At 58.2% G+C, this 21,544-nt stretch carries 25 protein-coding genes; 11 read left to right on the forward strand and 14 right to left on the reverse strand.

Annotated features, from left to right (window positions below):
• The first annotated feature begins 109 nt into the window (after nt 1-109).
• Complete coding sequence (locus tag THECO_RS16585) at nt 110-877, forward strand: ABC transporter ATP-binding protein (protein ID WP_015256185.1); 768 nt, start codon at nt 110-112, stop codon at nt 875-877.
• Complete coding sequence (locus tag THECO_RS16590; RefSeq protein ID WP_015256186.1) at nt 870-2,858, forward strand: ABC transporter permease; 1,989 nt, start codon at nt 870-872, stop codon at nt 2,856-2,858. The genes THECO_RS16585 and THECO_RS16590 overlap by 8 nt, the downstream gene beginning before the upstream one ends.
• Nucleotides 2,859-2,915: 57 nt before the next feature.
• On the opposite strand, the gene THECO_RS20730 is transcribed toward THECO_RS16590, so the two are convergent.
• The 6 genes from THECO_RS20730 to THECO_RS16620 form a co-directional block, all read right to left on the reverse strand.
• Nucleotides 2,916-4,049, reverse strand: coding sequence for a sensor domain-containing diguanylate cyclase (locus THECO_RS20730; protein WP_015256187.1), 1,134 nt, complete (start codon nt 4,047-4,049; stop codon nt 2,916-2,918).
• A gap of 46 nt (nt 4,050-4,095) precedes the next feature.
• Entirely contained in the window at nt 4,096-4,458 is a 363-nt protein-coding gene (locus THECO_RS16600; protein WP_015256188.1) for a hypothetical protein, read from the reverse strand.
• 99 nt (nt 4,459-4,557) lie between these two features.
• Complete coding sequence (locus THECO_RS16605) at nt 4,558-5,664, reverse strand: GerAB/ArcD/ProY family transporter (protein WP_015256189.1); 1,107 nt, start codon at nt 5,662-5,664, stop codon at nt 4,558-4,560.
• 29 nt (nt 5,665-5,693) lie between these two features.
• Nucleotides 5,694-5,933, reverse strand: coding sequence for a hypothetical protein (locus tag THECO_RS16610; RefSeq protein WP_015256190.1), 240 nt, complete (start codon nt 5,931-5,933; stop codon nt 5,694-5,696).
• A 21-nt stretch (nt 5,934-5,954) separates the two neighbouring features.
• A complete protein-coding gene (locus THECO_RS16615) occupies nt 5,955-7,112 on the reverse strand; it encodes a Ger(x)C family spore germination protein (protein WP_015256191.1) in 1,158 nt (385 codons plus the stop codon).
• Nucleotides 7,109-8,590 carry a spore germination protein gene (locus THECO_RS16620; RefSeq protein WP_015256192.1) on the reverse strand — a complete coding sequence of 494 codons (1,482 nt, stop codon included), beginning with the start codon at nt 8,588-8,590 and terminating at the stop codon, nt 7,109-7,111. The genes THECO_RS16615 and THECO_RS16620 overlap by 4 nt, the downstream gene beginning before the upstream one ends.
• Nucleotides 8,591-8,767: 177 nt before the next feature.
• On the opposite strand from THECO_RS16620, the gene THECO_RS16625 reads away from it, so the two are divergent.
• A complete protein-coding gene (locus THECO_RS16625) occupies nt 8,768-9,199 on the forward strand; it encodes an SRPBCC family protein (protein ID WP_015256193.1) in 432 nt (143 codons plus the stop codon).
• 1 nt (nt 9,200) lies between these two features.
• Complete coding sequence (locus THECO_RS16630) at nt 9,201-9,527, forward strand: ArsR/SmtB family transcription factor (protein ID WP_015256194.1); 327 nt, start codon at nt 9,201-9,203, stop codon at nt 9,525-9,527.
• Nucleotides 9,528-9,625: 98 nt separating this feature from the next.
• Here the strand turns inward: THECO_RS16630 and THECO_RS16635 are convergent, their stop codons facing one another.
• Nucleotides 9,626-10,042 carry a hypothetical protein gene (locus THECO_RS16635; RefSeq protein WP_015256195.1) on the reverse strand — a complete coding sequence of 139 codons (417 nt, stop codon included), beginning with the start codon at nt 10,040-10,042 and terminating at the stop codon, nt 9,626-9,628.
• Between the two features lie 172 nt (nt 10,043-10,214).
• Here THECO_RS16635 and THECO_RS16640 point away from each other — a divergent pair, with 172 nt between their 5' ends.
• The 4 genes from THECO_RS16640 (at nt 10,215) to THECO_RS16655 (ending at nt 13,485) form a co-directional block, all read left to right on the forward strand.
• Nucleotides 10,215-10,568: a MerR family transcriptional regulator gene (locus THECO_RS16640; RefSeq protein WP_015256196.1), complete on the forward strand. Its 354-nt coding sequence runs from the start codon at nt 10,215-10,217 to the stop codon at nt 10,566-10,568.
• Entirely contained in the window at nt 10,565-11,326 is a 762-nt protein-coding gene (locus tag THECO_RS16645) for an SDR family oxidoreductase (RefSeq protein WP_015256197.1), read from the forward strand. The genes THECO_RS16640 and THECO_RS16645 overlap by 4 nt, the downstream gene beginning before the upstream one ends.
• Before the next feature lie 145 nt (nt 11,327-11,471).
• Complete coding sequence (locus tag THECO_RS16650; protein ID WP_015256198.1) at nt 11,472-12,149, forward strand: response regulator transcription factor; 678 nt, start codon at nt 11,472-11,474, stop codon at nt 12,147-12,149.
• Nucleotides 12,150-12,153: 4 nt separating this feature from the next.
• Complete coding sequence (locus THECO_RS16655) at nt 12,154-13,485, forward strand: sensor histidine kinase (RefSeq protein WP_015256199.1); 1,332 nt, start codon at nt 12,154-12,156, stop codon at nt 13,483-13,485.
• A 247-nt stretch (nt 13,486-13,732) separates the two neighbouring features.
• On the opposite strand, the gene THECO_RS16660 is transcribed toward THECO_RS16655, so the two are convergent.
• The 5 genes from THECO_RS16660 to THECO_RS16680 form a co-directional block, all read right to left on the reverse strand.
• On the reverse strand, nt 13,733-14,485 hold the full coding sequence (locus THECO_RS16660) for an ABC transporter permease (RefSeq protein WP_015256200.1): 753 nt from the start codon (nt 14,483-14,485) through the stop codon (nt 13,733-13,735).
• Nucleotides 14,482-15,468 (reverse strand): ATP-binding cassette domain-containing protein, encoded by a 987-nt coding sequence (locus THECO_RS16665; RefSeq protein ID WP_015256201.1) that lies wholly within the window; start codon nt 15,466-15,468, stop codon nt 14,482-14,484. The genes THECO_RS16660 and THECO_RS16665 overlap by 4 nt, the downstream gene beginning before the upstream one ends.
• A complete protein-coding gene (locus THECO_RS16670; protein ID WP_041854602.1) occupies nt 15,465-15,782 on the reverse strand; it encodes a PadR family transcriptional regulator in 318 nt (105 codons plus the stop codon). Before THECO_RS16670 ends, THECO_RS16665 begins: the two co-directional genes overlap by 4 nt.
• Nucleotides 15,783-15,943: 161 nt before the next feature.
• The gene (locus THECO_RS16675) at nt 15,944-16,330 is read right to left on the reverse strand and encodes a hypothetical protein (protein WP_157373609.1); all 387 of its coding nucleotides are present in this window, start codon (nt 16,328-16,330) and stop codon (nt 15,944-15,946) included.
• 167 nt (nt 16,331-16,497) lie between these two features.
• Nucleotides 16,498-16,869, reverse strand: a complete 372-nt coding sequence (locus tag THECO_RS16680; RefSeq protein ID WP_015256204.1) for a VOC family protein — start codon at nt 16,867-16,869, stop codon at nt 16,498-16,500.
• Between the two features lie 79 nt (nt 16,870-16,948).
• Between THECO_RS16680 and THECO_RS16685 the strand changes: the two genes are divergently transcribed.
• Nucleotides 16,949-17,344 (forward strand): MarR family winged helix-turn-helix transcriptional regulator, encoded by a 396-nt coding sequence (locus THECO_RS16685; RefSeq protein ID WP_015256205.1) that lies wholly within the window; start codon nt 16,949-16,951, stop codon nt 17,342-17,344.
• A 26-nt stretch (nt 17,345-17,370) separates the two neighbouring features.
• On the opposite strand, the gene THECO_RS16690 is transcribed toward THECO_RS16685, so the two are convergent.
• The gene (locus THECO_RS16690; protein WP_456300353.1) at nt 17,371-17,817 is read right to left on the reverse strand and encodes an NmrA family NAD(P)-binding protein; all 447 of its coding nucleotides are present in this window, start codon (nt 17,815-17,817) and stop codon (nt 17,371-17,373) included.
• A gap of 105 nt (nt 17,818-17,922) precedes the next feature.
• A complete protein-coding gene (locus THECO_RS16695) occupies nt 17,923-18,570 on the reverse strand; it encodes a 2OG-Fe(II) oxygenase (protein ID WP_015256206.1) in 648 nt (215 codons plus the stop codon).
• A 166-nt stretch (nt 18,571-18,736) separates the two neighbouring features.
• Between THECO_RS16695 and THECO_RS16700 the strand changes: the two genes are divergently transcribed.
• Nucleotides 18,737-20,068 carry an IS1380 family transposase gene (locus THECO_RS16700; protein ID WP_015256207.1) on the forward strand — a complete coding sequence of 444 codons (1,332 nt, stop codon included), beginning with the start codon at nt 18,737-18,739 and terminating at the stop codon, nt 20,066-20,068.
• 367 nt (nt 20,069-20,435) lie between these two features.
• Nucleotides 20,436-21,494, forward strand: a complete 1,059-nt coding sequence (locus THECO_RS16705) for a 2,3-butanediol dehydrogenase (protein ID WP_015256208.1) — start codon at nt 20,436-20,438, stop codon at nt 21,492-21,494.
• The last annotated feature ends 50 nt before the right edge of the window (nt 21,495-21,544 follow it).

The raw sequence follows: 21,544 nt of genomic DNA on the forward strand, positions 1-21,544 counted from the left end.
ATCTTACAAACATGTAAGCTTACCTGAGAAAATGTAAGCCAAGCTTAAGGCTGCGCATTTTCTTTTTTTGTACGATGGAGGTGTGGAAATCAGCGAAGGAGGAACAACCATGGCACTCTTGGATGTGCGAAATCTGAAGAAGGTGTACACGACCCGCTTCGGCAAGCACCAGGTACAGGCGCTGTCGAACGTGTCCTTCACGATAGAAGAAGGCGAGTTCGTCGCGATCATGGGGGAATCCGGCTCGGGCAAGACGACGCTGCTCAACATTCTTGCGGCGCTCGATCAGCCGACCAGCGGGGAGGTGCTGCTCGCCGGCAAAAGCATGACGTCCATTCCGGAGAAGGAAATTTCCGCGTTCCGCCGGGATCAGCTCGGATTCGTGTTCCAGGACTTCAACCTGCTCGATACGTTCTCGCTGCGGGACAATATTTTCCTGCCGCTGGTGCTGGCCGGAAAATCCTACAAGGAGATGAGCTCACGGCTCCTCCCGATCGCCCGGACGCTCGGGATCTCGGAGATCCTGGACAAATTCCCGTACGAAGTGTCCGGCGGACAGAAACAGCGGGCGGCCGTCGCCCGGGCGCTGATCACCCATCCGCGCATCATTCTGGCCGATGAGCCGACCGGCGCGCTGGACTCGCGGTCCAGCGACGAGCTGCTGAATCTGTTCGGCGAGATCAACCGCCAGGGGCAGACGATTCTGATGGTCACGCACAGCGCGAAGGCGGCCAGCCACGCGAACCGGGTCATGTTCATCAAGGACGGGGAAGTGTTCCATCAGATCTACAAAGCTTCGAAATCGCGGCACGAATTCTACCAGAACATCTCGGACGCGCTGACCGTGATCGCGACAGGCGGTGACCGCCGTGAGTAAAGGGTTCTACACGAGGCTCGCCGTCACCAACATCCGCAAAAATTCGAAGACGTATTTCCCGTACATTCTCGCCAGTTCCGCGACGGTCATGATGTTCTACAACCTGCTGTACCTGCTGCTGTCCAAAGATGTGAACAGCATGCACGACAGCTCGACATTGTCCGCGGTGCTGGGGCTCGGCAGCATCGTCACCGGCATCTTCGCCTTCATCCTGCTGCTGTACATCAACAGCTTCCTGATCAAACGGCGCAAGAAAGAGTTCGGGCTGTTCAACATCCTGGGCATGGAGAAGAAGCATATCGCCCGGATCATGCTGCTCGAGACGGTGATGATCGGCCTGCTCTGCATCGGGCTGGGCCTGATCGCCGGCGTGCTGTTCAGCAAGCTCGCCCTGCTGCTCCTGCTGAAAATTTTGGCGATGAACGCATCCTTCGGCTTTGAAGTCCCGCTTCGGGCGGTTTCCATCACCGTCATCTTGTTCGGCGCCATTTTCCTGATCAACCTGGTGTACAACGTCTTCCAGGTGCATGTGTCCAAGCCGATCGAACTGCTGAAGGGCGGCAATGTCGGGGAGAAAGAGCCGCAGACCAAATGGCTGATCGCGCTCACCGGCGCGGCCGCGCTGGGCGGCGGGTACTTTATTGCCCTTACGGTGAAGTCGCCGCTCGCGGCCCTCAATCTGTTCTTCGTCGCGGTCATTCTCGTCATCATCGGGACGTACTGCCTGTTCACGGCCGGCAGCATCGCGGTCCTGAAGGCGCTCCGGCGGAACAAGCGGTTCTACTACCGCACCAATCCGTTCATCGCCGTGTCCGGGATGATCTACCGGATGAAGCAGAACGCCGCGGGCCTCGCGAGCATCTGCATCCTGGCCACGATGGTCATCGTCATGGTGTCGTCCACCGTGTCCCTGTACATCGGACTGGAAGACGCTCTCCGCACCAATTACATTCGGGAAATCTCCGTGTCCGCGAGCGATACGACACCCGACGATATCAAGCAAGTGGACGACGCGATTGCCGAAACCGTGAAAATCAGAGGGCTGTCCATCCACAATCCGATCCGTCTGCGCTATGCGTCGGAAGCGGCGATTCAGGACGGGAATGCGTTCACCGGGATCCGAAGTGCGGGTTTCAGCAGTTCCGGCCTCTCCATGCTGATGTTCATCACGGCGGAAGAATATCACCGGATTGAGGGCGTCAGCGTCGAGCTGTCCGAAGGCGAAGCGCTCGTGTATATCGTGAAGGGAAAGCTGCCAGGCGAAACGCTGGACTTCGGCGGCTATTCCCTGAACATCCGCGGCCGGTTGGACAAGATGGAGACGATTGAAGAGTTCTCTCCCCTCAAGAACAGCATGCTGGCGCAGAGTCATGTGATCGTCACGGCCGATGAACAGGATCTGAACCGCGCCCGGCAGGCTTTGAACGAGGGCGAAGAATGGCTTCCGGGTTTCCAATACAACTACCTGTTCGATACGAAGGCGGACCGGAAGGCGCAGGCCGACCTCGTGTCCTCGCTGCAGTACGTGATGAGGGATCTGTCCGTTCACGTATTCGTGGAAGGACGTGAAGCGTCGAAAAATGAATTCATCTCGCTGTACGGCGTACTGTTCTTCCTCGGCTTGTTCCTGGGCGCGCTGTTCATCCTGGGCACGGTGCTGATCATTTACTACAAGCAGATCTCCGAAGGGTACGACGACAAGGAACGCTTCGCGATCATGGCGAAGGTCGGCCTGAGCCGCGGCGAGATCAAGAAAACAATCCGCTTCCAGGTGCTGTCCGTGTTCTTCCTGCCGCTCATCATGGCCGTCATCCATATCGCCGCGGCGTTCCCGGTCATCTGCAAACTGCTGACCATCTTCAACATGACCAACGTCCCGCTGTATGCGATCTGCACCGCGCTGACCATTCTGGTGTTCGCGGTCTGCTATGCGATGATCTACAGCCTGACGGCGCGGACGTATTACCGGATCGTTCGTTAAAATGGAGCAACTCAATCAAGAGCCTGCCCCTCGGCAGGCTCTTGCCGTTCCATGCCCTCACTCCGCTTCCGACGCGAACGCGTAGTGGTTGCGGCCGCCGTGCTTGACGCGATACAGCGCCTTGTCCGCATTGTTGAGCAGGGTGTCGCTGTCGCGGCCGTGTTCCGGATAGAAACTCACGCCGATGCTGATGTGAATCGGATGGCTTTCCCCGCCCGCGGCCAGCGGATTGCCGGCCAGATGCGCGCGCAGCTCGCCAATCTTCCGAACCACCCGGTCCTCCGAGGCGGACCGGAAGAAGATGATGAATTCGTCACCGCCGAGGCGCGCGGCAAAGTCGTCCCCCGACAGCATGGCACGGATCGAATCGGCAACCTGGATCAACGCACGGTCGCCGGCCGAATGCCCGAACCGGTCATTGATCGCCTTGAACCGGTCGAGGTCGAAGATCATCACCGCCAGACGCTCGCCGGACGGCCCGGCCTCGGCCAATGCCTTGCCCAGCTGCTCGAAGAAATGCTTCCGGTTCGGCAGCTTCGTGAGCATGTCGTGATACGCCATGAACTCCAGTTCCCGCCGGTCGGCCATCTGGGCGGTGACATCCCGCATGATCAGAATCAGGTGGGGACGGTAATCGACCGATACGTAGTCCCCGTCGATGACGAGTTCGACCGGGCCGGCTCCGCCATGGACGGACAGGGCGACGTCCTGGATGGCCGTTTGGTTCCGGATGCGGTGAAGCAGCTCGCCCTGCAGCATATTCGAAATGTTCCCGTGACGGATATTGAGCGCCGCGAACAACTTCCGGGCGGCGGGATTCGCTTCCCGCACATGGCCGTCGAGGTCCGTGAGAACGATGGCGGCGGGGCTCATGTTGAACAGTTTCTCGAAACGAATTTCCACATGGTTCAGGAACTCGTATTTTTTCATCGTATGGCGGAGGAACACGCACCACACCCAGGTGCCGTAAATGTAGGGATACGGGGGCAGGTAGCCTTTGAAATCGATCGTTCCGATCACCAGATTGAAGAACACGGTGATCAGCACGCCGTAAATCAATTGCTTGTAAATTTCGCGGAGCTCCTTCTGGCCGGTATGGACGATGCCCCGCCACAGGATGAAGATGTAGACCGCGTTGAACACGTTGCTTCCGAACATGGCGACATAGTAAGCCGTATTGTACTCCGGCATCTTCCAGATGCCCGCTTGTTGGAAAGCGCTTCCCGATACCATCTCGTCATTGAAACAGATTGAGGATCACCAGTGCCGTCGGCAGGTAAAAAAGCCAGGGGTAGATGAATTTCGGGAATCGGTGCTCGATGTTCGTCAGCTTGACAAACAGATGCAGGCCCAGCCCGACGATCGTAATCCCCGACACGCTGAACCACGCCGCCGTGATGATCGGGCTGTATTCAATGGGCAGATAATGCCGGACGAATTCCTCGAGGAACATGGACAGGCAGCAGGCGATGATGCCGCCGACCAGCAGATACTCCGTTCTCTTGCGGCTGCGGGACAGCACATCCATCAGAATGTAGACAAAGTAGACGATCGGCACGAAATGGGTCACCAACGGAGCGACGGAAACCGCCAGGGACATCGTTTCACCATTCCTTCTGCTGATTGGGGATGCCGCAGATGTTCCGCAAGCTCCGTTCTATTGTACACCCATTCGGGAAGATTCGACAGATGACCCCTGTCAGTTTTGCCCCGATTTTCGCTTCACGAACGTGATGAGCGCGGCCAGCATGAGCGGAATGATGCCGACGGTCATGACGATAAACGGCCATACCACGTAAATGGAAAAGACAAATTCGGCTTCCGACCGGAACATCGTCATGGACAGCAGGAAGGCAATGAACGATATGGCCGGCAGCAGCAATTTGTCGTCGTCCAGCTTGAAGAAGCGGACCGTAACATGATTGAGAATGTAAAGCACGATGGTGGCTTTCGTGAAGGAACCGGCAATCAGGGCGATGCCGACAATGGCTTCAAGGCCGACTATGAAATTCCCGACCTTGATCAGCCGCGCGACGGCATAAAGGGAAAACTTCCGGTCGCCGGCCAGCGGCCCGAGGGTCATCACCGTTATGAGGATGACGATCAGCAGCAGAAACCCGCTCAAGGCGGTCATGGCATACAGCCACTTCCCCGCATCCCGCCTGCTGTCCTTCCTTACGAACGGCAGGATGACCGAGAACAGGAACAGTTCCCCGAAGGGAAAGCCGAATGAGAAGTAAATGCCGTGAAGGACAGGCTTGATTCCTTCGGTGAACAGGGGAAGCAGCGTCTCGGTTCTTGTGAGCGGAACCGCCAGAAAGACAATCAGCACGACGGCCAGCATCATGGAACCCATCAGCAGAAAGAACATCCGCCCCATGACTTCGATGCCGGCATAAACGGTATAGGCGGCAACAACGATTGTCAGCGTGTTGAACACATACATCGGGGTTTCCACCATCATGGTATTGGTGAAGAAGTCCCCGATGTCAAGGATAATATAGGCCAACATGAGAAACAGCATCAGGATCAGCAGCACGATGAACACGCCGGCGATCCATCTGCCGTAGACGCGGTTCAAACAGGCGGTGTACTCGTCGTCCGGATAGCAGCGGAACAAATACAGAACCAGGCTCAGGAGCAGCATGCCCATCAAGGCGGACACGGTGAAGGAAAGCCAGGCCATGTTGCCGGCGAAATGGATCATCGGATTCGGAATATTGATGATGGACGATCCGATCATATAGCTGACATACAAGATGGCCAATTGTCCGGCACTGATGGTCTGCTTGCCGAGCGCCCTCATCCTCAAGCGCAGCCTCCGTTCGGGGATCATCAGGTTTGTTCGAGCCATTTCACGATGAGATGGGCGATTCGTCCGAGCGACTGGTTGGCCAGATCATGCAGGTTGGGCCAGTCGCTGTCCGTAAGGTACATCACAGCCAGATAAAGGGCCGGCACGCCGAACGATGCCAGAATCCATCTTTCGCGCCGGCCGGAGCGTCTGACGCGCGATGCGTTTACGGCGAACAAGGCAACGCCCGTAAGGAGCAGGACGAGCACGCGCTCCATCATGGATTTGCACCCCCAATCGGTTCAGTCCTCCCCGATGCGGGAGAATGGTCTGGGATTCATCATCTTCGAATTCATGATGTCCACCTTGACGTTAATCTCGATCGGCATGCGGGCGTAACGTTCCGGCCATTCCGGCTTCAATTTTTTCCACCGGGAAGGATGGCGCAGATAAAGTTTGTGTCCGATGCCGAGCACGTCCGTTTTTTTCTTCTGTATCGTGCTTACGACGGATTCCATTTGTTCTTTGAAATGCCGCTCGGCTTTCTTCGCGTACCGGTCTTCGTCCGCCATGTTCCGGATCGTGGTGCAGACCAGTTCCCCGATCGAAGCCTTGATGTTCACATCGATCCGGGCGGACACCGTATCGCCCCGGAGCATCGGCGTGATCTTCGAATTCGCCTGCACAACTTCAAGGGTTTCCGACAGTTTGCTTTCCCGGCCGCACGGAATATCCAGAATGCCATAATGGTACTCATTGGCCAGCAGCAACAAATACGCCGCTTTGTCCGGTGCGATCCTTCCGACCATCTTGTCCGGCTTCGCCAGCACAATGCCCTGCACGACGTCTTGCTTGTATTCCGGTTCGGTCACGATGACGGGGAGCATGGCGCTTTCGGACTCGCTTTTGAGCTGGAACGCCAGATCCAGAATGGTGGTATTGATGGTTCTCCCCGCAAGGTAGTGCGAGAAATCCAACTGTTTGAACACCTGGCTGCCGACCGTATTCTCGATCATGGGTCGGCCGGTCAAGTAATCCCGCGCTTTCCCTTTGGTGATCATGATGGGTGTGCCGAGGCGAATTTCCGGATCGCGAAAGAAAAAATCGAGAATGCTGCTCAGCCTCTCCCGCGCGACCTCTTCGCTGATCAGAATGATCTGGATATGGCTGAATTGGGAGTGCCGGCCGGACACGGTCTTGGTATCGCGTACGATCTCCGACACGCTCGAGCCGTCCAGCGTAATATTGACAAAGGCCGAAGCCTGGCTCTGGTTGGAAGGCGCGACGAATTGGCTGGCCGATTTGTAGATCTGGGACGTCACATGAAGGACGTCCTTGTCTCCTTTGTCAATGGCAAGGGCCAGGACAAAGGCCCGTTCGGTCAGCTCCATCTGGCTCCAGCATCCGGTGAGCAGCAGCATGATGCCGGCCCATGCAATAAGAGAGCCCCACGCCTTCATGCCGCATCCTGCCCCGATTTGTTGAGGTCCGCGGCTTTGAACAACAAGCCGAACTTGCGCGGGCGGAACGGTCCGACCGGATCAAAGTACGGCTCTCCGAGCGAACGGAGCGAACACAGGTGCATCAGCAGCAGCAGAATGCCGATCATGAGCCCGAACCCCCCCAGCGATGCCGCTAGCAAAATAAACGGAATCTTCAAGAGCCGCAGCGCGATGGCGAAATTGTACTGCGGGATGGAGAAGGAAGCGATGCCCGTCAGCGCGACAACGACGATCATCATCGGGGAAGCGATGCCCGAATCGATGGCCGCCTGGCCGATGATCAGCGCCCCCACGATGCTGACGGCGGAACCGACGGCCTGCGGCAGGCGTATGCCCGCTTCCCTCAAGAGTTCTAAGAAAAACTCCATGATGATGATCTCGATGACGGCCGGAAACGGAATGCCCTCCCGCGTGTTCGTAATGGCGAGCAGAAGCACGGTCGGGATCAGCTCGGAATGAAAGGTTGTCAGCGCGACATAAATGCTGGGCATGAACAGCGCGATAAGAAACGCCGCAATCCGCAGTATTCGGATCAAAAAGGTAAAGCCCCTGCGGTGATAGTAGTCCTCGAAGGATTGCAGAAATTCGAAAAACAGCGCAGGGCAGATCAGCACCACGCCCGACCCTTGCGTCATGACGATGATTTTCCCCTCGAGCAGGGCCAGGGTGGCCGCGTCGGTCCGCTCCGTGTAACGGCATTGCGGGAAAGGGGACCAGGCGGAATCCTGAATCAGCTTCTCCACCATGGTCGTATCGATCAGCTCGTAGTCTTTCACCTTGGCGATGCGTTGTTCAAATTGCTCAAGAACCGTGGGCGAAACAACGCCGTCCAGATAGCCGTACACGACCTCTTTCCCCGTCTTCCGGCCGGCACCGGGAATCTTGACGATCTTGAAATCCGGCGTCTGCAGCCGCAGCCGCAGCAAGCCGACGTTCAAGGACAGTTTCTCGACCGTGCCTTCCCGCGGTCCGATCGCCGCCCGTTCGGCGGAGGGCTCGTCCACGCCCCGGGTTTCCAGCTTCAGCCCGTCGAAACTGACGGCGCGGTCCCAATGTTCCATGAAAAAGACGACATGCCCCTGCAGCACCATGCGGACGATCGCATCCAGGGAGTCATGAATGAAGCAGGAACGGTCGATCGTGCCATGAAATTCAAACCATTCCCGGATCCTCTCCGAAGTGATCATCTCCCCGTTGCCCCTCCGGTGCATCTCCAACTTCTGCAGCACGGACAGGATGTCGGACGAGCTCTGTTGGCCGGCAAGGGTTTCACAATACACAATCCATGCCGAGCAGCACATGTCCGGACCGGCGGCGATGTGCTCGTACACGATGTCTGCGCAATTTTTGAAAATGTCTTTCAGATGCCGGATGTTCTCCCCGACGTCCTGCGATATGGGGAGATCCGTGATTTTGTAGGTCGGTTCGATGTTCATGGCCGCACCTTGTGCATGGAATGATTTTCACATATCAGGTTTCGCCGTCGGGCGCAAAAATATGCAATGCAGGAAACCGGCGGGCATTTCGGATTCCTCTTGACATAACACCTTTTGGTGTTATAATGAACGTAACACCTTAAGGTGTTATATTAGAGGCGGAGGTAGTTGGGATCCATGGAAGCACAGACAACGCTGCCTGAAATCCGGAAGGTTGTTGTGCTGGACGCGCCGATCGAGAAAGTATGGAAAGCGGTCGCCACATCGAAAGGAATTGCCGGATGGTGGATGGACAATACGTTCGAGCCCGTGGTGGGCCATGAGTTCGTGCTTCACACCGGACATTTCGGGGATTCTCCATGCAAGGTGACGGAGGTGGACCCTCCCCGGCGCGTCGGTTTTGACTGGGGGAAAGACTGGCATATCACGTTTGAACTGAAGGCGCTGGAGGACGGCAAGACCGAATTCACCCTCATTCATTCCGGATGGGATCCCGGGAAGATAACCGAGTTCGGCCAGCCGCACCCCGTCGTGCGCGGCATCATGGACGGCGGATGGGAGAAGATCGTCAAGGCAGATCTCCCCGCCCATATCGGAAGGATGGCTTGAATTGGCCCATCCCGCTGCCAAGCATGACGTCTTCCACGCCATTGCGGACCCTACCCGCAGAAGCATGCTGATCCTGCTGGCGGACAGGGAGATGGCGATCGCCGAGATTGCGGGACGCTTCCCGATCACGCGCACGGCCGTGAACAAGCATCTGCATGTGCTGTCGGATGCGGGACTTGTCCGCAGCCGGCGGGTCGGGCGCGAGACGCGGTACAGGCTGCGGCCCGACCCCCTGGTCGAATTGAAGCGGTGGCTGGCCTTCTTCGAGCAATACTGGGACGAGAAGGTGGCCAATCTCAAACATTTCGTCGAGACGGTCGACGAGTAACGGAGCCGGTCGCATGCCCGGCTCTTTTCCCTGTCATTCTCTCTGGTAGCGCAGGCCGACCACGCCGTTCCGATAGGTTTTGCAGTCATTCCGCCGTCTTACCGGGCCGGCTGCTCGCTCCACGTCTTGCCGCCGTCCGTGGAATACAGCTTCACACCGTCCTCCACCTTGATCAACAGGCCGGCTTGGCCTGCCTCGCCGTCGATCACGCTCTCTTGCGCGCCTTCGTCAACGCCATGTTGCGAGGTGTAGAACTTCCGGCCGTCCGCTTCCCCGTCCGCGGGCGCGTTTCCTCTCGTGATGGTCACCTTGCCGCTTTCGTCCGTCGTTTCCGTCACGCCTTCCGGCGCATCGGTGCTCCACGTCCTGCCGTCGTCCGTGGAGTATTGCTTCACGCCGTCTTCGACTTTGACCTGCAGCGTCGTGAACGGGCTGGATGCGGATACCGACACGGCGCCAATGGCGGCGACGAGCGCCCCGCATGCGATCAGCGTGCTCATGTTCTTGAATTTCATTTTCGCGGTCCCTCCGTTTTGTTTTTTTCGCAGTCAGCGCTGTCCTGCACGACTGATCATAAAGGGCGAACCTTTAGCCAACCTTTAACTGTTCGGTGCTGTTGACTTGGACCATGGTTTAACCTTTATGATGGTCGTGTCGACAACCAACCGCCGATTTGGAGGCCTCCGAATGAAGTATTATTCCATCAGCGAAGCGGCAGCCCTGTGCAACATTCCGGAAACGACCCTGCGCTATTACGACAAGAAAGGCCTGCTGCCGCTGATCGAGCGGGATGAGGCGGGCAGGCGCACGTTCTCGGAGACGCAGATGGCGCTCCTGCAAACGGTCATTTGCCTGAAGAACACGCACATGCCGATCAGCAGCATCGTGGAAGGAGAAGCCACGCTCGAACTACGGCTCGACATGATGCGGGAACATAAACAGAAGGTGCTGCAAGAAATTGCGATGTTGACCGGATACCTGCCCGCCATTGACGAGAAAATCGACCGCTATCTCAAACAATTGGAGGAGAAAACCACGTGAGGCTCTCTGGAAATACGATCCTGATCACCGGCGGAGGCTCCGGCATCGGCCTGGCGTTCGCGGAAAGGTTCGCAAAATCGGGCAATCGCGTCATCATTTGCGGCCGGCGGGAACATGTTCTGCAGCAGGCGAGAGAGAAAATCCCCGGTCTCATAACGCGCGTGTGCGATCTGGATGCGGCATCCGAGCGGACGGCGCTGTTCGATTGGGTGACCGCCACCCATCCGGACGTGAACGTGCTGGTGAACAACGCCGGCATTCAGATGCGCTACAATGTGCTCAAAGCGGATGCGCGAAACCATTGGGACGATTACCGCAAAGAAATTACGACGAATCTCGAAGCGCCCTGCCATCTGGCCATGCTGTTCGCCCCCTATTTCGCGGCCAAGGAAACGGCGGCGATCATCAACGTCACCTCCGGCCTCGCTTTTACGCCATTGGCGATCGCCCCGATCTATTCGGCGACGAAGGCGGCGCTGCATTCCTTCACCGTAAGTCTGCGGCACCAGCTTTCCGAAACGGCCGTCGAAGTGATCGAAGTGGCGCCTCCTGCGGTCAATACCGATCTGGGCGGGACGGGACTGCATGCGCACGGAGAACCGCTGGATGCCTTCGCGGACGGCATTTTCGAAGCGCTGGCGGAGGGCAAGACGGAGATCGGTTACGGAACTTCCGCCGCCCGTCTGCGCATGTCCCGGGACGAAATCGACGCATACACGGAGAAAATGTATCAGGCGATGAAAGACGAGATCCGATAACCGCCGCGAGAAAAACCGCATCCGGAACAGAGAAAGCAGCTCACAGCGCTGGGCTGCTTTTTTCATTCGGCTGGTTAAGGTTATCTAAAGGTTTGCGATTTATAATGAGCCGATAGAGTTCTGGTGAACAGCGGGGGATGGCGGGATGCGGATATTGCTGGTCGAAGACGAGGTTGCGTTGGCGGAAGCGGTCGGCCAGGTGCTGCGGAAGAACGGGTACGCGGTTGATTTGTCTTTTGACGGGGAGGACGGACTGCACAACGGCCTTTCGGGCATTTACGACATGATCGTGCTGGACATCATGCTGCCCAAGATGGACGGCCTTCAAGTGCTCAGACAGTTGCGTGAAAACGAGATCGCGGCGCCGGTCATGCTGCACACCGCGAGAGGCGAAACCGGGGACAGGGTGCAAGGACTCGACGCCGGGGCGGACGACTACCTGGCGAAACCTTTCCGGACGGAAGAACTGCTCGCGCGCCTGCGGGCGCTCGGCCGCCGAACGGCGCATTACCACAAGGACGGGCTGCTGACCTGCGGCGATCTCACGCTGGACCCGCTCGCCTATACGCTGCGTTGCGGGAGCGCCGAGATCCGGCTTCCCCCGAAGGAGTCGCAGCTTCTGGAGTGGCTCATGCGGCGGAAAAACCTCGTCACGTCCAAAGACATGCTGATCGAGAAAGTGTGGGGCTATGATACGGATGCGGACGAGAACCGCGTCGAGATGTACATGTCCTTCCTGCGCAAAAAAATCGGCCAGCTCGGTTCGACGGCGGTCATTCAAACGGTGCGGAGCGCGGGATACGTGCTGAAGCCGCGGGGGTGATGGTGTGTTCACGAAATTGCGCAACAAGTTTCTGCTGCTCAACTTGTCCGTCACGTCAGGCGTCATCATCCTGGCCTTCGGATTCGTGTACTTCATTACTTACAGCAATCTGCAGGCGGATATCCGGGAACGCCTTCGGGCTCGGCCCGAAGCGCAGATGCGTGTCGCCTCCGCCGAAAGCATGGCCGGCCGGCCGGAGGAGCAGGGCGGCGTTCAGTCCGCGGTCAGGAACGTGGTTGCGAATGGCGCGGGGACTTTTCAAGTCGAGGTGGATGAAGACGGAAGGATCGTCCGAATCGAATCGGCCGTCAATCTGCCGGAGGATGTGTATCGGGAACTCGCGGCGATCGCCTGGAACAATCGGGACACGGACAAAGTGATCACAGCGGACAACCGGGAGTGGCGTTACGCCGTCTCGCCCATCCGCATTCAGGTCGTCGGAGAAGACGGCGTGCCGCTTGCCGTGGAACAGCACAATTACAACATCCTGTTCCTCGATGTGACGGAGATGAATGGCACGCTTGCCCGACTGCTTGCGACGCTGCTGCTCGTCGGCATCGGGACGCTGGTGGTGATTGCCGCCGTCAGCCTGTATTTCGCCAACCGGGCGATCCGGCCGATCCGGGAAGCGTGGGAAAAACAGAAGCAGTTCGTGGCCGACGCCTCCCACGAACTGAAAACGCCGCTTTCCATCATCCGCGCGAACTGCGACGCCCTCGCCGCAAGCCGGGAAGACACGATTCAAAACCAGATGAAGTGGATCGAATATATCCGCGCCGGCGCGGACCGGATGGCGAGGCTTGTCCAGGATCTGCTGATCCTCGCCAGGACCGACGACGAACGCGCGGGGCCGAACCCTGTGCGCTTCAATATCAGTCAGGTCGTCGACCGTGTTGCCCGATCCATGGAAGCGGCAGCGGCGGGCAAAGGCCTCTCCGTCACCCGGTCGGTCGAGCCGGACCTGATCGCATCCGGCGACCCGGACGGCATCAGCCAGGTGGCGGCAATCCTGCTCGACAACGCCATCAAGTATGCGAATCCGGACGGTTGGATCGCGCTGTCGCTTGCCCGCAGCGGCCGGCGCATCGTGTTCTCCATCACGAACAGCGGACCGGGAATTGCGAAGGAAGATCTTCCGCGGGTATTCGACCGCTTCTTCCGCGCCGACCGCTCCCGCGCGCATCAGGACGGAAGCTACGGGCTGGGCCTCTCGATCGCGCAGTCGATCATCCGGCGGCACGGCAGCGAGATCCGCGTCAGAAGCGAGGAAAATGCGGCGACCACGTTCTCGTTTTCGCTTGCGGCTGGAAGTCCGAGTGCGGCCAGGATTGAATAGGAACATATGATCAATCGCGCTGGCACTGATGATCTCGTTCGGGTCGTTGGTAGCGTTTATTATGTCGCACAAAAAGAAGTAGACCTCCCTTGACCTGGTAAGCGGGGAGGTCTGCTTTTCGCAACACCAGCAGCCGACCGCTCTTGAAGCGGACGCTGTACAGGACCGTGGGTGCGGCAACACCCGCGGTTCTTTTATGCTACGTTCATTATATCGAATTTATGCCCGGGAAACAACCGCAACCGCCTTATGCGACGGCCTTCTTGTAAACATTCGTCGCCCAGACCAACGTGATTGCCAGCAGCGAGCCGATGACGGCGAAGGCAAGGAGCACTTTCCCGTCCCATATGACGCCGCCCGCCAGCAGGCGGGAGGCTTCCACCACATAGTACAGCGGGTTCAAATGCGCCAGCACCTGCAGCCATCTCGGCCCGAACGAGATCGGAAGCAGCACGCCCGCCAGCAGCGTGATCGGAAGCTGCAGCCCCGTGACGACAGCCGCCAGCGTGCCGATTTCGCGAAGGATGAGACCCAGACTGCCGCTGACCGCGGATACCATGGCGGCCAGAAGACTGAGCAGGACCAGCAGGACGGCCAGACCGCCGGCATGGATGTCAAACCCGGCGAAACCCGCCACCCCGATCACCAGCAGCGCCGGCAGCAAAAACATCACCACATCCTTCAGCACGTTCCCCATCAGCAGCGCAAAGCGGCTGACAGGCGTTACCCTGAACCGTTCCACCACGCCCGCGTTCAACTCATGAATGATGATCCAGCCGATGCCGGTGCTGCTGCTGAGTGCGAACAGCGCCAGCAGACCGGGCACGAACACATTGGCGATGCCGGCTTCCGCCATGGCCGGAATACCTTTGAGCAGCGGCGCGAACAGGGCGAGATAGAGCAGCGGCGTCGTGAGTCCCATGAAAAGCCAGATGGGCGACCGGATTTGCTCCATCAATCTCCGCCGGAACAACAGCCCGATCTCGGTCATGATGGTCATGCGATCCCCTCCTTGGCATCGCGCAGCAGTCTTCCCGTCAGTTTCAGAAACACATCGTCAAGGGACGGCGCCGTGATGGTTGCCGATTGTGTCCGGATACCGGCGGCTTCCAGCGTCTCCAGGATGTGCGGCAGCGCCCGGGCGCCGTCATGGGCATAAAGGTAGAGCTTTTCGCCCTCCCGCCGGGCTTCGTGGATGAAAGGCAGACCGCTCAGCCGTTCTGCGGCCTGTTCCGTCCGGTCATCCGCCGCCCGGATCTGGATGACGTCGCCGGAGATCCGGCTCTTGAGCTCGGCGGGCTTGCCCTCCGCCACGATGCGCCCGTGATCCATGATGACGAGCCGGTCGCTCAGGGCGTCCGCTTCGTCGAGGTAATGCGTCGTCAGGAAAACGGTGGTCCCGCCTGCTTTCAGCTTCCGGATCTGATCCCACAGATTGGCGCGGTTCTGCGGATCAAGGCCGATGGTCGGCTCGTCGAGGAACAGCACATCCGGGCGGTGGATCATGCCCAGCGCAATTTCAAGCCTGCGTTTCTGCCCGCCGGAATACGTCTTGGCGAGCCGGCCGGCCAGCTCCGTCAATTCGAACAGGTCGAGCAGTTCCTTCGCGCGGGCTTCCGCGTCCCGTCGGCGCATTCCGTACAGCCGGCCGGCAAGAATCAGATTTTCGCGCCCGGTCGCCTCCAGATCCGCCCCGCCGAGCTGGCTGACATAACCGATGCGGCGCCGCACGTCCCCGGGCCGCCGGACAAGATCGTATCCGCAGATGACCGCGCTCCCCGAATCGACGGGCAGCAGGGTGGTCAACATGCGGAGCGTCGTCGTTTTCCCGGCTCCGTTCTTCTTCATGATGCGGTCCCGGGTCTGGGCGCTTTTGCGCCGCATCTTCTCCATGTAGGTCATCTCGGCGTCTTCCAGATAATATCGGGACTGCTCCTTCGCAAATTTCCGGATTTTGTCCATCGTTTCACGGCTGAAGCTCATGACGGCTTACCTCCTTGATTTCTCAACATTTCCATGCGCCCGCTCAGAAAATCCCATCGCGTCCAAAATTGCTCGAGCTCTTCCATCCCCCGCTCGTTGAGCGTGTAGAACTTGCGCGGAGGACCGATCTCCGAAGGCCTTTTGGTGACGTGAACCAGCTTGTTCTTCTCAAGCCGCAGCAGCAAGGCGTACACCGTCGCTTCCGCGAGCCCCTCAAATCCCATGGCGTGCAGCCTGCGGGTAATTTCATAACCGTAGATTTCGCCGCGGCTGATGATCTCCAGCACGATCCCTTCCAGCACGCCTTTCAGCATTTCGCTCAGATTGTCCAGGACGACCACCTTCTTCAAACTACTCTGCGTCGTTGGTAATCAACATTATTGAGTACTGCTATACAATAACATTGAGTAGCTACTGCCGTCAATAGGGCGCACAAAAAAAACGACCTCCTGCCGACGCAGAAGGCCAATCGGTTTCATGCGTTCACCCGTTCATCTCCGAATCCGATCATGCGCGCAAGATACACCATGGTCATCGGAATGACGCTCATGTTCTTCAGGAAATACACCATCGCGTTGGACGCCGCTTCGCGCTTGTCATGCCCGAAACCCGCCATTTCCGCGGCCATCCGAACCGTTCCCTCGTTCACGATGACGGCGATCAGTCCGTTCATCAGGCCGTACACGAGAAGAAGAAATCCCGCAATCTGCGCGAGCAGGACATGGGGCCAATGGCGGCCGAGATATGCGGCACACCGTGTCCGGAAATCGTTCCAGAACGCCTTGCGCAGCAGCAGACGAACCGGCAGCTTCTCCAGACGGGCGAGAATCAGCGCAAGCAGGACGACACGCGACAACTCCACGACGATTTCCATCCACATGGGCGTATTCAGCTCGCGCCACATCTGGACGGCGCGGAACGACGCGGGAACAAGCGAGAGGACAACGAACCCGGCATGCGTGTAAAAAAAAGGCGGCGGTCCAGAGGAACAGACCCGCTCCTTCTGTGAACCATTCCCTCCAGCGGCCTTTAAGTCCGTACATATTTCAGGATCCATCCCGTCCCGCTCCAATCCGTTACGCTTGCCAGCACGGCCCCGAAATTCGTGTCATGCGCCGGAACGAGCACTTGTCCGTCAGCGCTCAAGCTCTCATACGCCCGCCGCAGCGCTTCCTCGCTGTCGAATTCGACCATGACCTTCACCTGATCTCCCCTGACTGCCGGCTTCGCCATGACGGCATCGGCAAGGTGAATCATGGTGTCTCCCAGATGCAGCTCGGCTTGCATGACACGCCCCGCCTGCTCCATGAGAACCCGGACCTCGCCTCCGAATGCGGCACGGTAACGTTCCAGCGCTTCCTTGCAATCGTCCACCGCGACAAACGGACTTGCCTTGGGCACCTTCGTCTCCTCCTTCAAAGGATGTTCGAAATATTGAACAGATAGATTACGCTGACGGGAATCAGAAACAGATTCTTGAATGCGAGCAACACGGGTTGCGGACGGCCGCAACTTCAAACCGTCTGATTCCGGCTTTGACCATCATCTTCCGCACGTTGGCCGGCCTCAAGATCGCGAGCAGGACAGCACGGGACTGTCCACCGGAATGGTCACGACGGTCGTGGACCGGCTGGAGAAGCGCCATTATGTCTACCGCGACCGCGATGCGCACGACCGGCGCAAAGTGATCATCAAGCTCAATGCGGACAAGGTGTCGTCCGAACTTGCGCCCTTGTTCCAATCGTTCGGAGAGGTCATGGGGAAGCTGTTCGCCAAATACGACGACGAGCAGCTTGCGCTTCTGGAAGACTTCATGCGGAGCTGCATCGACATCTTCCGGCAGGAGACGCTCAAATTGCGGAGCGCGTCGGATTGACGGGGCGATGAAGGGGACAAGCCCTGTCACGCGGAACGGAACAGGGCTTCGAACAGCGCTTTTCCTCTTCTCTCAAGCCAGGTGTCGAAATTCATCAGACCGGGATGCAGACTGCGCATTGCCGGGAAATCCACTTCGCAGCCTTCTCCAATGAGCCATTCGTAGATCCGGGCCAAAATCTCGTTCTGCCGGCGCACGGCATCGATCGGAATATGGACGTATCGGACGGAACGGCCGGTTGCGCGAGCAATGGCTTCGGCGATCTGCGTCGGGGTCAGCGCATCGCCGGCGATTTCAAGCGTCTTGCCCAAGAAGGTTTCGGGATCGTTGAACGCCAGCCGGACGAAGGCTCCGATATCGTCCACCGCGATGAGCTTGACGGGCACATCCGGGTTGGTCGCCTCCGCCAACGTTCCGTTCTGCACCCCGAACCCGGGGCCGGCGTAGTTTTCCATGAATCCGGAAGGCCGCACCTCATATCCGGTTTAATTGGACACCATTTGGCGTCCTGTCAACATCTGCAACAAAAAAATCCACCACCGCATCCGGTAGTGGATTCGCATTTTCACAACTCCCCATCAACTCGATATGAGACCGTACTGTCGGATGCGCTGCCGGCGCATCCATTGCGTGGCGACCCATTTTTCGCCGCGGACAACGGGAACGCTGCTGTGCAGGGTCAGGTCGTTGAGGGCCTGGTTGCGATAGAAATATTCGAAGTACAGCGCGGCCCCCCGCTTCGGCTTCATCGCGATCCCGAGCAACGGGAAGACCGTCTCTCCGCCCTCCTCCACATCGTTCAGATAGACGATCAGCGTGCTGATCCGGTTGTTCCGGGCGGCCGGGCTGCCGGGGGCGAAGAAGTCATGGTGCGCCTTGTATTCCTGGCCGGGACCGTAGTGAAGGACCTGCAGCCCTTCCGCATGTTCGATCGGCACGTTCATGAGCTGCGCGATGCGCCTTTCGATGCGGTGAATGAACGGGCTCTCCTCTTCCTCGAAAAACATCCCGCGGCTCGTGCGGATGTCGCTGACCACCTTGTTCACGAGCTTCGATTCTTTCAGACGGGGAGCGGCCGTCTCGATCAACTGCCGGCATTCGTCGTCCGAGAGCAGCCGTTCGAACCTAACGATCAATGGCTCTTGATGAAGCACCGTCGCTTCCACGACGCCGTCATCGAGCGAGTAGAAGGATTGAACCGGCAAGATGGACATCTCCTCGCTCATATCCCTCACCTCTTGCGGACTGCAGAATGGAATTGACATTTTTTTACTTATACATTAATTCCCGAATCCGTGATCATCAATTGATGAAAATGCGGGAAAAAGCAGGCAAATACACCCCCGAAGGCGAATGACATAAACAAGATAACATTCACCTGCGGGGTGTCATATGAAAATCAAGTTCGTTCGCTCCAAGGAACTTATCCTTTCCACCCATGCCGGTCTGGCAACCGTAGGGGCATTGCTTGCACATACCAGATTAGCCCAGCGTTTAAACCATACACGCCTCTCGGAGATGGAGAACCCCTATCATTCTCATGCCGACGTGATGAAAAGTTACATCGGGCTTCTCTGCCAAGGCAAGAGCGATTTTGACCATATTGAGCCGTTTCGGAACGACGATGTATTTCCGATCTGTTTGCAACTGCAAAAAGTGCCCTCCAGCCCGACGCTTCGGCAACGCCTGGATCGTGCTGCGACAGAAGCGGCGGGATGGAACGAGATTCTTCTGGAGGAATCCGCCGATCTGATCCGTCGCGTCCAGGCGCCGCTTACCGGTGTTCAGGCCGGTTCGGTCGTCTTTGTACCGCTGGACATCGACGTTTCTCCCTTTGACAATTCCGGCACCCGAAAAGAAGGCGTCTGCCGCACCTACAAAGGTTTCGACGGCTACGCGCCCATATTTGCTTACCTGGGCCAGGAGGGTTACGGCGTCAACGTCGAACTGCGGGAAGGCAGCACGCATGTCCAGAACGGAACGGCTGCTTTTTTAACCCGGAGCATCGCGTATGCGCGGCGCGTGACGGATCTGCCGATTCTCGTCCGCATGGACGCGGGAAACGACAGCATCGACAATTTGCGCGTATGTCACCGTGAACAAGTGGACTACATCATTAAAGCCAACCTCCGCAAGGAACCGAAAGAGCTGTGGCTGCGCATCGCCGAATCCTCGGGCATTTGCTGCCAGCAGCGGGAAGGCAAGAAGGAGTATGTCGGTTTCATCGAGTTTACGGAAAAAGGATTTGACCGACCGCTCCGGCAAGTCTTCCACGTGATTGAGCGAACCATTGATCGGGATGGGCAAATGTTGCTCGTTCCGGAGATTGAAGTGAACGTGTACTGGACGTCGCTTCGCTGCGGACCGTGGCGGGTCATCGAGTTATACCGGGATCACGCCACCAGCGAACAGTTTCACAGCGAAATCAAGACGGATCTCGATCTGGAGCGGTTGCCGGCCGGGAAGTTTGCAACGAATAATCTCGTACTGCATGCAGGCGTGTTTGCCTACAATCTGCTACGTATCATCGGTCAGGAAAGCCTGCGCAAAGACGACGCGCCGATTCGCGGCAACGTGCAGCGCCGCCGAATCCGAACCGTTATTCAAAACATCATCTACATGGCGGTGCGACTGGTTCGACATGCGCGGAGTCTGATCTTCAGCTTCGGAAAACACAGTCCCTGGTCACCGGTGCTGGAGCGAATCTACCGGACGTTTGCCTGATGCGAGAAAGAAGACGAAACCGTTATGGGATGGCCTGGCGAAAGACCTTTGTTCGTCAGGTCTGTTCGACATGGCCAAAACCGGTGGTACAAGTCATGATGCGCCCTTCTGCCAGCGGGCGAAGCAGTTGGTTCGTAATGAACATGGAAATAGTCCGGTCAAGATCCGGTTTCAGGAATAAGGTTCCGGGAGGATTCATAGAAGTTCATGGATTCAGGTGGAATTCATGATGCACAATTTAAGTAAATGAAAACAGATAATATCAGATTTTGGATATAAAGTTTTAACAAAGTTTTCGCTACCGCTCCGTCATTCAAGCGATTATACTGGTCTTACCAAGAATTACTGCACGAATGGAGTGAGTAGCATGAAAGCAGCGCGCTGGTACAAAGCCAAGGACATTCGTGTCGAGAACGTCGAAGAACCGAAGGTGACCGCCGGCCATGTGAAGATCGAAGTGGCCTGGGCGGGCATTTGCGGCAGCGACCTCCACGAGTATGCGGCGGGCCCCGTATTCATTTCGGCCAACGTGCCGCATCCGGTTACCGGCGAATTGCCGCCGATCACGATGGGACACGAATTCTCCGGCACGGTGGTCGAAGTGGGCGAAGGCGTGACGAAGGTCAAGCCCGGCGACAAGGTGGTGGTGGAGCCGATCATCTGCTGCGGCGAATGCGCGGCCTGCCGGCAAGGGAAGTACAACGTCTGCCGGAAGCTCGGCTTCGTCGGCCTGAGCGGCCGGGGCGGCGGCTTCTCCGAATACGTCGTGGCGGAAGAGCGCTGGGTGCACAAAATGCCGGAAGGGCTGTCGCTGGAACAAGGCGCGCTGGTTGAACCCGCGGCAGTCGCGCTGCATGCCGTTCGCCAGAGCAAGCTGAAGGCCGGAGACAAGGCGGCCGTTTTCGGCACCGGTCCGATCGGCCTGCTCGTCATCGAGGCGCTCAAGGCTGCCGGTGCTTCGGAAATCTACGCGGTGGAGCTGTCCAAATCGCGTGCCGCGAAGGCGCTGGAGCTCGGCGCAACGGCCGTCGTCAATCCGGCGGAAACGGCGGATGTGCCCGGCAGGATCCATGAACTGTCCGGCGGCGGCGTGGATGTGGCTTACGAGACGTCCGGCGCGCTGCCCGTGCTGCAGCAGGCGGTCGAATCGACCAAGCCGTGCGAGGGCGAGACGATCATCGTGTCGCTCTGGGAGAAGGACCCGGTCATCAAGCCGAACCTGATGGTGCTGACGGAGCGCAGCATGAAGGGCATCATCGCGTACCGCGACATTTTCCCGGCCGTTCTGGAACTGATGACGAGGGGCTACTTCCCGGCGGACAAGCTCGTGACGAAGAAGATCAAGCTCGACGACATCGTTCCGGAAGGCTTCGAAGCGCTCGTGAACGACAAGGAACAAATCAAGATTCTCGTATCGCCGAAATAACCGGCTTCAGGCCGGCGTCCTGACCGGCGCGGGGGCATCGAATGCAGCCT

Source organism: Thermobacillus composti KWC4, assembly GCF_000227705.2.
Classification (GTDB): Bacteria; Bacillota; Bacilli; order Paenibacillales; family Paenibacillaceae; genus Thermobacillus; species Thermobacillus xylanilyticus.

Coding starts and splice junctions, on each gene's coding strand:
- THECO_RS16585 (WP_015256185.1), top strand. CDS start 110: ATGGCACTCTTGGATGTGCGAAATCTGAAGAAGGTGTACACGACCCGC.
- THECO_RS20730 (WP_015256187.1), bottom strand. CDS start 4,049: ATGCCGGAGTACAATACGGCTTACTATGTCGCCATGTTCGGAAGCAAC.
- THECO_RS16600 (WP_015256188.1), bottom strand. CDS start 4,458: ATGTCCCTGGCGGTTTCCGTCGCTCCGTTGGTGACCCATTTCGTGCCG.
- THECO_RS16605 (WP_015256189.1), bottom strand. CDS start 5,664: ATGAGGGCGCTCGGCAAGCAGACCATCAGTGCCGGACAATTGGCCATC.
- THECO_RS16610 (WP_015256190.1), bottom strand. CDS start 5,933: ATGATGGAGCGCGTGCTCGTCCTGCTCCTTACGGGCGTTGCCTTGTTC.
- THECO_RS16615 (WP_015256191.1), bottom strand. CDS start 7,112: ATGAAGGCGTGGGGCTCTCTTATTGCATGGGCCGGCATCATGCTGCTG.
- THECO_RS16620 (WP_015256192.1), bottom strand. CDS start 8,590: ATGAACATCGAACCGACCTACAAAATCACGGATCTCCCCATATCGCAG.
- THECO_RS16625 (WP_015256193.1), top strand. CDS start 8,768: ATGGAAGCACAGACAACGCTGCCTGAAATCCGGAAGGTTGTTGTGCTG.
- THECO_RS16635 (WP_015256195.1), bottom strand. CDS start 10,042: ATGAAATTCAAGAACATGAGCACGCTGATCGCATGCGGGGCGCTCGTC.
- THECO_RS16640 (WP_015256196.1), top strand. CDS start 10,215: ATGAAGTATTATTCCATCAGCGAAGCGGCAGCCCTGTGCAACATTCCG.
- THECO_RS16650 (WP_015256198.1), top strand. CDS start 11,472: ATGCGGATATTGCTGGTCGAAGACGAGGTTGCGTTGGCGGAAGCGGTC.
- THECO_RS16660 (WP_015256200.1), bottom strand. CDS start 14,485: ATGACCATCATGACCGAGATCGGGCTGTTGTTCCGGCGGAGATTGATG.
- THECO_RS16665 (WP_015256201.1), bottom strand. CDS start 15,468: ATGAGCTTCAGCCGTGAAACGATGGACAAAATCCGGAAATTTGCGAAG.
- THECO_RS16670 (WP_041854602.1), bottom strand. CDS start 15,782: ATGCTGAAAGGCGTGCTGGAAGGGATCGTGCTGGAGATCATCAGCCGC.
- THECO_RS16685 (WP_015256205.1), top strand. CDS start 16,949: ATGCGAGCAACACGGGTTGCGGACGGCCGCAACTTCAAACCGTCTGAT.
- THECO_RS16695 (WP_015256206.1), bottom strand. CDS start 18,570: ATGAGCGAGGAGATGTCCATCTTGCCGGTTCAATCCTTCTACTCGCTC.
- THECO_RS16700 (WP_015256207.1), top strand. CDS start 18,737: ATGAAAATCAAGTTCGTTCGCTCCAAGGAACTTATCCTTTCCACCCAT.
- THECO_RS16705 (WP_015256208.1), top strand. CDS start 20,436: ATGAAAGCAGCGCGCTGGTACAAAGCCAAGGACATTCGTGTCGAGAAC.